This is a genomic window from Sorangium sp. So ce426, from assembly GCF_051475585.1.
GTDB classification, from domain to species: domain Bacteria; phylum Myxococcota_A; class Polyangia; order Polyangiales; family Polyangiaceae; genus Sorangium; species Sorangium cellulosum_B.
This window is the reverse complement of the sequence record NZ_CP150341.1, coordinates 3,544,315-3,557,196: the sequence shown is the minus strand read 5'-3', so window position 1 is coordinate 3,557,196 and position 12,882 is coordinate 3,544,315. Positions and strand designations below refer to the sequence as shown.

Below are 12,882 nucleotides of genomic sequence, written 5' to 3'. Positions count from 1 at the left end.
GTGGGCGCGTCGCGGCGCGGGCTACGGGGTGGGTGCGTCGCGGCGCGGGCCGGTCCTGCGGCGCGCCTGTCGGGTAACCGCTGCGCGAACGACGTCTCGCGCCGAGGCCACCGCGTGCGCGCGGCAGCGGCGTAGGTCGCGCCGGCGGCCGCGCCACGGCCGCCCCGCCCGCCCGCGCGCGCGGCAGCGGCTACCAGTCGGTCGGCGTGTAGTCTTTGAAGAACTGCCCGTACGCGTGCTGGCCGCTGAGCAGCCCGGAGAAGATGGGGTCGCAGATGCGGGCGGCGCCGTCGACGATGTCGAGCGGCGGGTGGAAGCCGTGCTCTTCCAGCTTGCGGGCGGCGAGCGCCGCGGGGTCCTCGTCGGTGACCCACCCGGTATCGACGCTGTTCATGAAGATGCCGTCCTTCGCGTAGTCGGGCGCGGACGTGCGCGTCATCATGTTGAGCGCGGCTTTCGCCATGTTGGTGTGAGGGTGCCTGTCCGTCTTGTAACGGCGGTAGAACTGCCCCTCCATCGCCGAGACGTTGACGATGTGCCTGTCGAACGTGGGCCGTCGCATCATGAGCGGCTTCAGCCGGGAGTTCAGGACGAAGGGGGCGACCGCGTTGACGAGCTGCACCTCGAGCATCTCGACGGTCGGGACCTCGGCGAGGGTGAGCCGCCAGCTGTTCAGCGTCCGGAGATCGACCTGCTGGAGATCGGCGTCGTAACGCCCCTGGGGGAAGAGCAGCTCGTCGATGCGCTCATCGCCCGGAGCCGGGATCTGGGAGAGCAACGCGGGCTCGCGCAGGCCCGCGGTGGGGTCGGCGCCGGCGACGAGGGGGAGCGTGCCGCACGCGCGGAGCGCGTCGTACTCGCGGAGCGGGGGTTGAGCGCCCTGCGGGAGGGAGCGGACGGGCGCGGTCTCGCCCTCGATGAGGTGGCCGTAGAAGCCCGGCGGTCGCCGCACGGTCTGGCAGGCGTTGTTGATGATGAAATCGAGCCGGTCGAGCGTGTGGAGGAGGTGGCGCGTGAAGAGCTCGACGCTCGGCGTGTGCCGGAGATCGAGGCCGTAGATCGCGACCCGTGATCCCCAGGCGTCGAAGTCGCGCTCTGCCGAGAAGCGGCGCGCGGCGTCGTGCGGGAAGCGGGTCGTGACGATGACCCGCGCGCCGGCGCGGAGGAGCATGATGGCCGCCTGATAACCGATCTTGACGCGCGCGCCCGTGACGAGCGCGACGCGGCCGTCGAGCGGCGCGGTCTGGCTGCGTTTGCGGTAGTTGAAGTCGCCGCACGCGGCGCACATCGCGTCGTAGAAGAAGTGGACTTTGCGGAACTCGGCCTTGCAGACGTAACACTTGCGCGGCCGCGCGAGCTCCGGAGCGCCCGGCTCGGCCGGCGGCCCGGGCTCCTCGGCGGCCTCGGGCGGCGACGCGGGCTCCTCGGCGGGGTCGGCCCACGACAGCGGGGGCGCGGCCGGAGCGAGCGCGTCCGGCGTGCGGAACACCGGCTCTCGACGGGCGACGCGGATGCCGACCGCATCGAGCAGGGCGGCGTCGGCGGACTTCTGCGCGTGCCGGTCGCGCTTGCGGAACGCCCGGGCGAGCTCTCGCTGCTCGGCGCGCTCGGGACGCGAGACGCGGCCGGCGGCCAGGAGGAGCCGGCGGCGGTCCTCGGCGCTGATGGAGGCGAGCTGCGCGCGATCGAGGGCCAAGGCCTCCAGCACCTTGAGGCAAGCGTCGAGATCGGCGGCAGTGAACGGCCGGCCTGCGCCGGCGGCTTCGCGGTCGGGACTCATCGAAGCGTGCGTGCATAGCACGCGGAAGACCGCGCGCGAACCGCGGCGGCGCCTCGGGTCCTGCCGGCACGCTTCGAACCGCGCCGCATCGCGCCGCTCCGCTCTGCTCTGCTCCGCGCCCAGAGCCCCGCGGACGAGCCGCGCAAGCCGCGTCCTGTTCGCCGGCTGACGATTGTACACTACGCCCGCACATCCCCCTGAGCCCTCGGAAACTTCAGCAGAGGATCTTATGCTCGAGTCGCCACACAGTCTGTTCGCGACGGAATTCATGCCCCATGGCCATTGCTACTTCTGGCAGCCGGGCATGGTCTGGCTGCAGGTCGTCACCAACCTGGCGATCGGCTTCGCCTATCTCTCGATCTCCCTGACCCTCGCCCATCTGGTCCGGCGCATCCGGGACATCCCCTTCCAGTGGGTGTACCTCGCGTTCGGCACCTTCATCGTTGCCTGTGGGTTCACGCACTTCATGGATGTGTGGGTCATCTGGCAGCCGTTGTACTGGCTGGATGGGGCCCTCCGGGCCATCACGGCGATCGCCTCCGTCGGCACCGCCATCCTGCTCTTTCCGCTGCTCCCCAAGGTGGTCGCGCTGGCGGGCGCGGCGCGCGTCACGCGCGAGCACGAGCTCCGCACGGAGGAGCTGAACCGCCAGCTCTCGGCGCTCTACGAGAACACGCGGGAGACGCTCGCGGAGGCCATCCCGCAGCTCGTATGGACCGCGACGCCGGACGGGGAGTTCGACTACTTCAACCGGCGCTTCACGGAGTACGTCGGCGAGCGTCTGCCCAGCGGCGCGGCCTGGACGGCCGCCATCCACCCCGAGGACGCGGATCGGGTCGTGGCGCGCTGGAAGGAGAGCTTCGCCAGCGGAGACGCCTACGAGATCGAGTACCGGATCCGGCGCAGCGACGGGGTCTACCGCTGGTTCCTCGTGCGCGGGTTGCCCCTGCACGACACGACCCGGCGGATCGTGAAGTGGTTCGGCACCTGCACCGACATCCAGGAGCAGAAGATCGCGGCCGAGGAGCGCGAGGTGATGCTCCAGCAGGCGCGAGAGGCGGTGAGGGCGCGAGAGATCTTCCTCGCCGTCGCGGCCCATGAGCTCAAGACGCCGATCACGCCGCTGCGCGCCGAGGTGGAGAGCGTGCTGCGCGCGGCGCGCGCCGCGCGCGCAGACCGCCTCACGCCCGAGCGCCTTGTCATCAAGCTATCGGTCGTGGAGCGGCAGATCGATCGCCTGGAACGGCTCGTCTCCGACCTGCTCGACGTCTCGCGCATCGCCGCTGGACGGATCGAGCTTCAGATACAGGAGGTCGACCTCGCGGAGGTCGTGTGCGAGGTGGTCGATCAGCACAAATACGACCTCGCCAGGAACTCGATGTCGCTCCAGCTCGCCGCCGACGCCACGGGAGGCTGGGATCGCAGGCGCCTCGACCAGGTGGTGAACAACCTCCTCACCAATGCGCTCAAGTACGGCCGCGGGCGTCCGATCACGATCACCGTGTGGTCAAGCGATGTCCGCGCGTGGCTCACGATCACGGACCAGGGCATCGGCATCGCGCCCGAGCAGCAGGCCATCATCTTCAACCAGTTCGAGCGCGCGGTCTCGGAGCGGCACTACGGCGGGCTCGGGCTCGGGCTGTGGATCGTGCGGCAGGTCGTCGGGGCCATGGGTGGGACGGTGTCCGTCGCGAGTGAACCTGACGTCGGGTCGACCTTTACCGTGGAGTTGCCTCGACAACGTGGGAACCTCGATGACACCGAGACCAAATCTCCTTAAGCTGACACGATGAAGCACATCCTGTTGGTGGAGGACAACGAGGATATTCAGATCTCGCTCCGCGATGCGCTGGAGGAAGACGGTGCTTACAGCGTCATGACGGCTGGAAACGGCGCGGAGGCGCTCGCGCTGCTCGAGCGCGGCGAGCGGCCGAATATGATGCTCGTCGACCTGTTGATGCCCGTCATGGACGGTGTGGAGTTGATCGACCGGATGCGGCGCGACGCGCGGTTCGCGGGCATCCCGGTCGTGGTCCTGTCGGCCGCGTCGATCACGTCCCCGCCGCCCGGAACACCGTTGCTCAGGAAGCCGATCCGCTACGAGGCGCTCCTTGGAGCGGTCCAGAAGGCGTGCGGGTGTTGACAGCGGTGCGCTCGCGCACAGAGGACGCTACTTGCCGGCGGGCGCGTAGGGGCAGGGAGCGCCGCCTTCTCCGGTCTCGGCGAGGGCGCCCGTCGAAGGATCGAGGGTGAGCGTGGTCGGGAACGGGTGAGCGCCCGGCCCCTGCGACCCTTCGGAGACCGAGAGCAGGAGCGTCCTGTCGGCGCGCTTGAACGCCCCCTTGCGATGGACGATGCCCGACCAGACACACGCCACGTTCGGCGGGCAGGGAGAGACGCGATCCTCGGCGACGAAGCTGCCGTCTTTCGCGAGGGAGAGCCGGCGCTCGTACTTGCGCGGACCGCACGCGGCGGAGCTCCACGTGCCGAACAGCGCTTCCTCGCCGGGCGCGGTGGTCGCGCTCCGCGCCGTCGTGGCCGGCGCCTGGGGCGTCGCGGTGACCGTGGCAGAAGCCTGCGGCGCGGGCGCGCCCGGCGCCGCGGTGGACAGCGGCTCCTGAGGCTCCACGGGTGATGACGGCTCGGGCGCCGGCTCGCGCGGGCCGTTGACGGTGCACGCAGCGAGCGGCGCCAGCAGCGCGGCGAGGGGGAGGATGAACGTTCGCATCACACCCGCTCATCCCATGGCGGCTCAACCCGCGCAACGCGTGCACCGCCGGAGGCCGCGGCGATGCGCCCGCCCCGCGAGCGACGACACGACGGGGAGCGCCGCGCGGAAGGCCGCGATCGGCGTGCGCTACCCCAGCAGCGCGAGCAGATCCTCCCGCGTCAGCGAGGCCGCCCTGTCCGCCTCGCCCAGCGCGGCGCCCGCGATCGCGCGCTTCCGCTCCTGCAGCGCGAGGATCCCCTCCTCCACCGTGTCCTTGGCGACGAGCCGGTGGACCATCACAGGCCGGTGCTGTCCGATGCGGTGGGCCCGATCGGCCGCCTGATCTTCGACCGCCGGGTTCCACCAGGGATCGAGCAGGAAGACGTGATCCGCCGCGGTCAGGTTCAGGCCGGTGCCGCCCGCCTTGAGCGAGATGAGCATCACCGGCGGGCCGCCCGGCGACTGGAACTCGTTGACCACCCCGGCGCGATCGCGCGTCCCGCCGTCGAGGCGGCTCCACGGGATCCCCGCCGCGTTGAGGTGCGGCTCGACGAGGTCGAGCAGCGAGGTCCACTGCGAGAACACGAGCGCCTTGTGGCCGTCCGCGACGCACTCCTCGAGCGCCTCGATCAGCCGCGTCACCTTGGAGGAGGGCGCGCTCCGCGCCGCCGGCGCCGCGCCGCCGGCGCTCGATCCAGGGATCAGCGCCGGATGGCAGGCCGCCTGGCGCAGGCGGAGCAGCGCCTCCAGCGCCGCCATGACGCTCGCCCCCTCCGCGAGCTTCTCCACCACGTCCTTGCGGGTGGCCGCGCGCACCGCGTCGTAGAGCTCGCGCTCTGCCTCCTCGAGCTCGCAGTAGAGCACCATCTCCGATCGCGGCGGCAGCTCCGGCGCGACCTCGCCCTTCAGCCGCCGCAGCACGAAGGGGCGGATCTTCTGCCGCAGCTCGGCCGCGGCGCCCTGCACGCCCTCGGCGATCGGCCGGCCGTAGCGCTCCTGAAAGGCGCTCCGCCCGCCGAGGAGGCCGCGGTTCGTGAAGTGGAGCAGGCTCCAGAGCTCCTCGAGCCGGTTCTCGACCGGCGTGCCGCTCAGCGCCACGCGCAGCTCGGCGCGGAGCGCGAACGCCGCCCGCGCCGCCTGGCTGTCCGGGTTCTTGATCGCCTGCGCCTCGTCGAGCACCACGGCCTCCCAGGCCTGCGCCGCGAGCAGCTCGGCGTCGTTGCGGAGCACGGCGTAGGTCGTCAGCGTGACGTCGGCCGCAGGATCGAGGGCGCGCCGCGTGCCGTGGTAGATTGCGAACCGGAGGCCCGGGCGGAAGCGCCGGATCTCGTCGGCCCAGTTGTGGACGACGCTGCGCGGGCACACGACGAGCGTCCGCCCGCGCAGCGAGCAGAGCGTCTGCAGCGTCTTGCCGAGCCCCATGTCGTCGGCGAGCACCGCGCCGAGGCCGGCGTCGCGCAGGAACGACAGCCAGTCGACGCCGCGCCGCTGGTAGGGGCGCAGCGTCGCGGTCAGGTCGGAGGGCAGCGGCGCCTCCGGGAGCGACGCGAAGCCGTCAAGCAGCGGCATGAGCTTGTCGAAGCCCGACGGGCGCGGGTACTCGATCTCGTCGCACAGCGCGGCCAGCGCCGGGAGCGCCGCGGGCGGCACCTCCTTGTCTTCGCGCCGCGCCGCGAGCAGATCGGCGACGCGCGCGCCGTACTTGTCGAGCCACTCCGAGGGCAGCGGCGCCCACCCGCCGCCGAGGAGCGGCACGAGCGGCAGGCCGTCCTGCCACGCGCGGATCACGGCCGTCGCGTCCGCGCGCTTCGGGGGCGCGCCGGCGCCGTCGCCTTCGTCGCCCGCGCCGTCGTCGCGCCCCGCCGAGAGCTCGAACTCGACGTCGAAGGCCCGATCCTGGATGACGAAGCGCGGCACGAGCGCGGCCTTGCCGAAGATCTCGCCGCGCGCGTCGGCGAAGGCGCGGGCGTCCCACGACTCGAGGCGCGAGGCGAAGCGGATCGCCTCGACGCCGTCGAAGTCGACCCGGCGGCCCGGGATGAGGTGGAGCTCGTCGCGCAGCCGGATCAGCAACATGCGCTCCGCGGGCTCGTCGCGGACGGGCACGGCGCCGGACAGGTGCACGAGCCGGCCGTTCTCGATGCGCGCCTCCGGCGGATCGCCGTACACGAGGCTGGGCACGACGGAGAGCGTGTGCTCCTTCTGGCTGAGCTCCAGGAGGATCCGCGGCCGGGACGCGCCGCCCGCGCGCGGCAAGCGCTGGCTCTGGATCGTGACCGGGACGCGCTTGGTCAGCTCCGGCAGGACGTCGGTCACCAGCTTGCCGAGGTCCCCCCGCGGGAACACCCGACGGAGCGGCAGCCGCTCGAGCTTCGGCCCCGTGAGGTCCATCTCCCGGAGCAGGTGCAGCGTGCCGCCGCACCGCACGACGCCCGACGCGATCACCTCGTCGACGCGCGGGTCCCGCTCCACGACGAGCGCCGCGCCATCGTCGTGATCGCGCACCGCCGCGCGAGGGCCGATCGCCTCGCTGGAGACGCGCACGGGCGCGCCGTCGAGCTCCACGTCGGCGACGCCCGAAAGCGCCGCGAAGAGCTCGGGCTGGCGATCCGAGGGGAAGTAGCCGTGCTGCTTCGTGCCCACGAGGCGGTCGATCGCCAGGTCCTCGTGCGTCGGGTAGAGCTCGGGCAGCCTCGGCCCCGGCCGCTCCGGGCTCGCTGGGGCCCGCACGGCGCGGCCAGCGAGGCTGGCGAGCGAGATCCGGAGCGGCTCCTCGGCGCCGCTCGCGTGCACGATCATCCGCTCGAGCGCGAGCACGAGCCCCTTGCGCCGGAGCCGGTACCGCAGCCGCGCCGGCGGCGTAGCCGCGGCGGTCGCGCCGCCTTGCGCGGCCGGCTGCCCTTGCGCCGCCGGCTGGCCCTGCGCCGCCGGCTGGCCCTGCGCGGCCGGCTGGCCCTGCGCGACCGGTTGCGAGAGCGACAGCGTCGCCGCGACAGCGTGCGCGCAGGGGTCGATTTTTCCACCGCAGTCGCACGTCCACTCGGCGTCCGCTGGGTAGAGGGTGACGGTTGGTGCAACGGGCTGCCCGGCCGCCTTGACGCGGACCACGATGGCATCGCCGCGATCCTCCCGTCCGAAGGCAGCGCCCTCACGGGCGAGCTTGACGCCCTGGGACCAGAGGCCTGGAAGACAGGCTTTCCTGATGGCTTCGAGAAGACCCTGCACTGAGACTCCAGACACCGACGGCTGGCCGCGGGAGCTCGCGCGCTCTCCCGGGACCAGCGCGACTTCTTGGGATGTTCACAGAAAGACGAAGATGACGGAAAGGGGTTCAGCCGTCTTCTTCGTCTTCTTCCGCTTCTTCTGCTGCCTCGCCTTCCAGGTTCCGGGAGCTTGCCCGGCATGAGCGGGGCGCTGCTGTAGCAGGTATCCGCGCGGCATCACGTCGCGAGCTTCACCGACGCGTCAGGTGCTCACGGTAGCGCGTCGTGAGCTCCATCCAGCGCAACGTGAGGATCGGCTCGCGCTCGAGCCGATCCTGCCAGCTGCGATCGACGGCCTTCCACAGGTCGCGGTCGGCGATGCCGTGGCGCAGGAGCGCCTGGTCGAACGACGAGGCCGCCCCGATCGACGACTCGGCGCAGAGGACCGCGTACTGCTGAAGGCTGAGCGAGGGCAGCGCGCTCCGCGCGCCCGGAAGGTCGCTCCGCGCGGCGGGCGCAGGGGCCGCACCGCTCGGCGTCGCCAGCGCCGGCGCGGCAGGCGCGGCGCCGCTCGCGTCGAGCTCGCCGGGAGATCGCCGGAGGGTGACCCCCGACCGCGCGTTGCCGCCATCGAGCTCCAGCGGCTCGGCCTCCGGCGGGAGCTTGATCGAGGGCAGCGGCAGGGCCCGCGGCACCTCGACGGTCTCGTCGGCCTCGCCCTCCGAGGGGGGGCGTTTTCCGCTCGACGTGGGGACGATCACGGACTGCGGCGGCGAGGCCGCGCGCCGCGGCGGCGCGGAGGAGGCGCTCCCCCGGCCGCCTCGCCGTGAGCCGGCGCGCTCGCCGTCGGGCGCCGCGAACGACAGCACCGGACCGGCGTCGGTGATGTCCATCTGCAGGATGATCTCACCCGTCCTTCCGCGGACGACGAGCCGATCGCCCGCCGGCGTCACCTCCATCTCGTAGCGCCGCCCGGAGGAGAGCGAGACGGTCGCCGAGGGGACCGGCGCGCCGCTCGCCGCCCCCCGCGAGCCCATCTCATCCTGAGGACGGAGCCCGGCCTGATGCAGCCCGCGCTCGCTATCGGGTGGATCCCCACTCATCAGGATCGAAGCCTAACGCAGCAAGCGCACGCCCCGCGAGCGCTTTCGACGCGTGCGTCGCAGGCGTCGCCTGTGACGCGTGCGACGCGTGCGACGCGTGCGACGCGTGCGACGCGTGCGACGCGTGCGACGCGTGCGACGCGTGATTCAAGCGTCTGAGCCCGGTCCCAGCACGCCGCCTGGGGCCACGCGGCTCGCTTTCCTGCGATCGGGCGCGGCGCATCCGAGCCCGACCGACCCCCTCCGACGCGGTGCGCCCGGTCGCCTTGGCTCGCGCCTGAGCGCCGCGGCCTGCGCTCGGTCGCGCAGGGTTGCGCAGGAGCGCGCTCGGTCACCCAGGAGTTGGGTCGAGGGTGCACCCCGACACCGAGCGCTTACGTGGCCCAGCGTGTCTTCATTTCACGAGGTGCCTCGCTGCTATCAAGCCCGGGCTCCGCCGACAAAAATCGCCGCCGTTGGCGTTTTCTTGGAATTTCTCGGCGCTGATCGCAATGCGTCGAGAGAGGGTCATTCCTGGCGCAACCCCGCCCATCTTCGCTTGAAACGGGCGCGTCTGTAGTAAAGCGGGCTGCGAACTCTTCCCGACAGGAGGTCTATGAAGACTACCTCTCTCGCCCTTGCGCTGCTGTTCACCGCGTGCACCCCAATCTACACCGAAATAACTTACGAGACATGCGACACCGAGTGTGAGAACGTGCTCAACCAGGACGCATGTCTAGCGGAATGCGGGACGTGCGTGGATCAATGTGAAAGAGAGCCCTACGGGCCCGAACGCTGGGATTGCATAGCGGAATGTCGAATGTGCGCGAAAGTGTGTAGAAACCAGCCTGACCGCGACGCGTGCACCTTGGCATGCGACGACACGTGCAGCGGCGACCAGTGTGGCGAGCCGGCTCCGGAGGGCTTCTATGGCCCGGCGCTGCTCTGGGTCGGCAGAACCGTGGACGAGCCGAACTGCCCCGGCAGCGCCCCGACCAGGGTGTACAGGGGGTACGAGACCGCTGACTTCCCCTTCGGGTGCAGCCCATGTCGGTGCGGCGAGCCAGCCTGCGCCTTGCCCGCCGATCTCAGGACGGCCGCCTCGCTGAAGTGCGATGGCTCGCCGGTCTCGGTGCATGAGCCCCGGGACATGCTGAACGGCACCTGCGTCGTGCCCAGCGGCGCCCTGGCGAACGATCATCAATCGATCGTCCTCGGCGCGACCCGGGTGACGCCTTGCGAGGCCAGCGTCGAGCCCCCCCCGGTGCCACAGTTCAACTTGCGGTGGTATCGCTCCGGCGTGGCGTGCGGAGGCACCCCCAAGGAACCCACGTGCGCGCCTCCGTCGACGACGTGCGAGTCACCCGATCAGGAAGACGCCTTCGCTCGGTGCATCATGTACCTCGGCGAGGGCGAGGTGACCTGCCCGGAAGATTATCCGGAGGACGTCGTCCTCTACGACGGCATGAGGGACGAACGCCACTGCACGCCGTGCGAGTGCGGTCCTCCGACAGGCAGCGAGTGTTCCCTGGCGCTCCTTTCCTTCCGGGACGGCGCGTGCGGCGAGCTGATCACCGCCGGTACCGCTTCGAGCGATGCCCCGGGCTGCGTCGCCGCCAAGCCCGGGGAAACGCCCAAGAGCATGATGGCTGTCTGGCAGGTCAACCAGCCCGGAAGCTGCGAGCCGAGCGGCGGAGAGCTGCGAGGCGAGATCGTCCGCACCGGTCCGAGCACGTTTTGCTGCCAAACACGTCCAGGCGAGAACGGGTGACGGCCACGCGCCGCGATGGGCGGCGCAGCGCCGCCCGAGCCACACGATTCGGGCTTCTCCTGAACCACGGTCGGGCTTGACCAGAACCTGTGATGTCGGGCAAAGGCGCCAAGTAGATGGATCCGTGGGCATGACGGAAAAATCTCTCGGTAGGGAGAAATCGACGAGCCAAAATGCAATGCGACCCGCGCGCTCGAGAGCGCACACAAAAGCCTTTACGTGCGCTCCAAAGTCAGTATCTACAGGATCACGACGTGGGAGCGGCGACGTCGAGCCGGCCTCCGTCACGCGGCAGAGGTGCACTGTCCTACGGGCGCCGGAGACGTTGAAGAGGGGGGCCACATGGCGGGGTGTTGCGGCCGGACGGGAGACAGCGGCGTGCATCGGGTCGAGGTGTCCACTCCGCTCCGTACCGCACCGATCCCGCCCTAGCCGGGACGCCGATGCGACGCGCCGGTTGTGCCGCCGTGCTCGTTGTCTTGATGGCGACGACCCCGGTGCACGCGGATACGCCTCGGTCTGAATCGGGACGGGAGACTCAGGAGGACGACCACATGTTCCGCGGCGAGATCTCCGCGTCACCGCTGCTCGCGGTGGGCCTCCTGCCCGCGCTCGGCGGAGGGGCATCTTTCGCCACGGCGTTCCGCTGGCCCAGCCTGTCGATCGGCGTCGAGGCGCGGATGTTCACCTCCCTGGCGGACACCTTCGCGGACGGCGTCCTTGTCCATGCGAGCCTCGCGATGCCGACGCTCGACATCTGCGGTCATCGCGGGGTGCTGTCGGTGTGCGCCGTCTTCGACGCCGGCGAGCTGCGGATCACGAGCGACCCCGGCGTCAGCATTCGAGCGCGCCAGCCGTGGGTCAGCTCGGTCGGCCTGCGGGTCGCGGGCGACTGGCGCTTCTCCGAGCAGCTGTTCCTGCGCGGGTTCGGCGAGCTGCACACGAACCACAGCCGTCCGTCCCTCTGGGTGAACAACAGAGAGGTATGGCGGGTCCCTCCGCTCTCCGGCGTGGTCGGCGTGGGGCTCGTGCTCCCCGTGGATGCCTTCTGAGCGGTCACCCTGGCCGCTCCCTGGACGGGAACGCGGCCGATGACACCTGGCCTGAACAAGCGGTCACCACGCCGCGATGAGCACCATGTCAGCAGCATCAGCAAGAGACACCGGGGCTGACGCGGCAACGCGGGACCGACCCGGCTCCGCGCGCCGGCGATCCCTGGCCGGACTTCGGGCGGGCGGAACCAGCGTCCGAGCGCCGTTGTGGCTCGTCGCCGCGGCCACGGCCCTGCTGTCGCCCTGGCGCGCCGGCGCCGCGCCGCCCCGCGCCGCGGTGCAGCTCGAGTACCGGCGCGCGCCGGGGGCCGAGCGCTGCCCGGGCGAGGGGCTCCTGCGCGAGGAGATGGCCAGGCAGCTCGGCTATGACCCGGTGGAGCCCGAGGCGGCCGCGCAGGCCAAAGCCCTTGTCTTCCGCGGTCCAGGGAGGGAGATACACGCCACCATGGATCTCTACGACGCGGATGGATCCATCGCATGGTCCCGGCACCTGGTCGTCTATCACGACGACTGCAAAGAGCTTGTCATGAACATGGCGCTCTCGCTCCGCGTCGCGCTCGATCCGAGCCTCCACGTGCCGCCCGCCCCGCCCGCCCCTCCCCCCCCGCCCGCCCCTCCCCCCCCGCCGCCCTCCCCTGCCCCGCCCCCGCCCGACGCCCTTGCCGCCGCGCCCGCGCGGCGGGCGTGGCCCGACGTCAGGGTCGGCCTTGCGGGGTCCGCTGTGTTCGGAACCCTGCAGGAGACGACCGCCGGGACGGCGCTCCACGTCGCGCTCCGTTATCCATCCTTCACCCTCGGCGTGGAAGGCCACGTTCAATTGCCGGTCACGGTTCAGCTCGACGAGGCGACGAGCATCTCGACCTGGCTCGCGGCGGCGAACGTGATGCCGTGTTCGCAGCGCCGTCACCTCTTCGCTTGTGCCGTCGCGTCGGTCGGGATCGTGACCACCTCCAGCACCGGCGCCAGGATCATCGACACCTCGTCGCTCTGGCTCGCCACAGGGCCGCGCGCGGGCGTCGAGATCCCGATCACCGATCGGCTCGCCATCCAGTTCTATGGCGACATCGTGCTGCGCCTCTCGGAGTTCCGCGTCGAGAGCCAGGAAGGTGTGCTCTGGACCCCGCCGGCCTACGGCGGGCTCGTGGGCTTCCGTCTCGACGTGCATCTCGATCCGCGGAGCGAGGCGCCCGCGCGTCGCGCTGCCCTCCCTCGGGGTGCCGAGGCAGCGCATTGACAAGCTTCGCGACGACGCCGTCGCCACGCTCGAGGGGGGAACAGAGATGG

9 protein-coding genes are annotated in these 12,882 nt (G+C 71.3%); 5 read left to right on the top strand and 4 right to left on the bottom strand.

What is annotated here, in order from left to right:
- Positions 1 to 190: 190 nt before the first annotated feature.
- On the bottom strand, positions 191 to 1,780 hold the full coding sequence (locus WMF44_RS13555) for an SDR family NAD(P)-dependent oxidoreductase (RefSeq protein WP_437299541.1): 1,590 nt from the start codon (positions 1,778 to 1,780) through the stop codon (positions 191 to 193).
- 268 nt (positions 1,781 to 2,048) lie between these two features.
- On the opposite strand from WMF44_RS13555, the gene WMF44_RS13550 reads away from it, so the two are divergent.
- Together WMF44_RS13550 and WMF44_RS13545 are read left to right on the top strand one after the other, a co-directional pair.
- A complete protein-coding gene (locus WMF44_RS13550; protein ID WP_437299540.1) occupies positions 2,049 to 3,560 on the top strand; it encodes a PAS domain-containing sensor histidine kinase in 1,512 nt (503 codons plus the stop codon).
- A 9-nt stretch (positions 3,561 to 3,569) separates the two neighbouring features.
- Positions 3,570 to 3,923 carry a response regulator gene (locus WMF44_RS13545; protein WP_012235137.1) on the top strand — a complete coding sequence of 118 codons (354 nt, stop codon included), beginning with the start codon at positions 3,570 to 3,572 and terminating at the stop codon, positions 3,921 to 3,923.
- Positions 3,924 to 3,950: 27 nt separating this feature from the next.
- Here the strand turns inward: WMF44_RS13545 and WMF44_RS13540 are convergent, their stop codons facing one another.
- The 3 genes from WMF44_RS13540 to WMF44_RS13530 form a co-directional block, all read right to left on the bottom strand.
- Positions 3,951 to 4,508: a hypothetical protein gene (locus tag WMF44_RS13540; RefSeq protein WP_437299539.1), complete on the bottom strand. Its 558-nt coding sequence runs from the start codon at positions 4,506 to 4,508 to the stop codon at positions 3,951 to 3,953.
- Between the two features lie 129 nt (positions 4,509 to 4,637).
- On the bottom strand, positions 4,638 to 7,715 hold the full coding sequence (locus WMF44_RS13535; RefSeq protein WP_437299538.1) for a DEAD/DEAH box helicase: 3,078 nt from the start codon (positions 7,713 to 7,715) through the stop codon (positions 4,638 to 4,640).
- Positions 7,716 to 7,944: 229 nt separating this feature from the next.
- Positions 7,945 to 8,730 carry a hypothetical protein gene (locus WMF44_RS13530; protein WP_437299537.1) on the bottom strand — a complete coding sequence of 262 codons (786 nt, stop codon included), beginning with the start codon at positions 8,728 to 8,730 and terminating at the stop codon, positions 7,945 to 7,947.
- A gap of 913 nt (positions 8,731 to 9,643) precedes the next feature.
- Here WMF44_RS13530 and WMF44_RS13525 point away from each other — a divergent pair.
- The 3 genes from WMF44_RS13525 (at position 9,644) to WMF44_RS13515 (ending at position 12,832) form a co-directional block, all read left to right on the top strand.
- Entirely contained in the window at positions 9,644 to 10,546 is a 903-nt protein-coding gene (locus WMF44_RS13525; protein WP_437299536.1) for a hypothetical protein, read from the top strand.
- Positions 10,547 to 11,100: 554 nt separating this feature from the next.
- A complete protein-coding gene (locus WMF44_RS13520) occupies positions 11,101 to 11,598 on the top strand; it encodes a hypothetical protein (protein WP_437299535.1) in 498 nt (165 codons plus the stop codon).
- 205 nt (positions 11,599 to 11,803) lie between these two features.
- The gene (locus WMF44_RS13515; protein ID WP_437299534.1) at positions 11,804 to 12,832 is read left to right on the top strand and encodes a hypothetical protein; all 1,029 of its coding nucleotides are present in this window, start codon (positions 11,804 to 11,806) and stop codon (positions 12,830 to 12,832) included.
- Positions 12,833 to 12,882: the final 50 nt, after the last annotated feature.

What these genes read in the sequence shown, in the direction of transcription:
- WMF44_RS13555 (WP_437299541.1), bottom strand. Translation starts at nt 1,780, where the DNA reads ATGAGTCCCGACCGCGAAGCCGCCGGCGCAGGCCGGCCGTTCACTGCC.
- WMF44_RS13550 (WP_437299540.1), top strand. Translation starts at nt 2,049, where the DNA reads ATGCCCCATGGCCATTGCTACTTCTGGCAGCCGGGCATGGTCTGGCTG.
- WMF44_RS13545 (WP_012235137.1), top strand. Translation starts at nt 3,570, where the DNA reads ATGAAGCACATCCTGTTGGTGGAGGACAACGAGGATATTCAGATCTCG.
- WMF44_RS13540 (WP_437299539.1), bottom strand. Translation starts at nt 4,508, where the DNA reads ATGCGAACGTTCATCCTCCCCCTCGCCGCGCTGCTGGCGCCGCTCGCT.
- WMF44_RS13530 (WP_437299537.1), bottom strand. Translation starts at nt 8,730, where the DNA reads ATGGGCTCGCGGGGGGCGGCGAGCGGCGCGCCGGTCCCCTCGGCGACC.
- WMF44_RS13520 (WP_437299535.1), top strand. Translation starts at nt 11,101, where the DNA reads ATGTTCCGCGGCGAGATCTCCGCGTCACCGCTGCTCGCGGTGGGCCTC.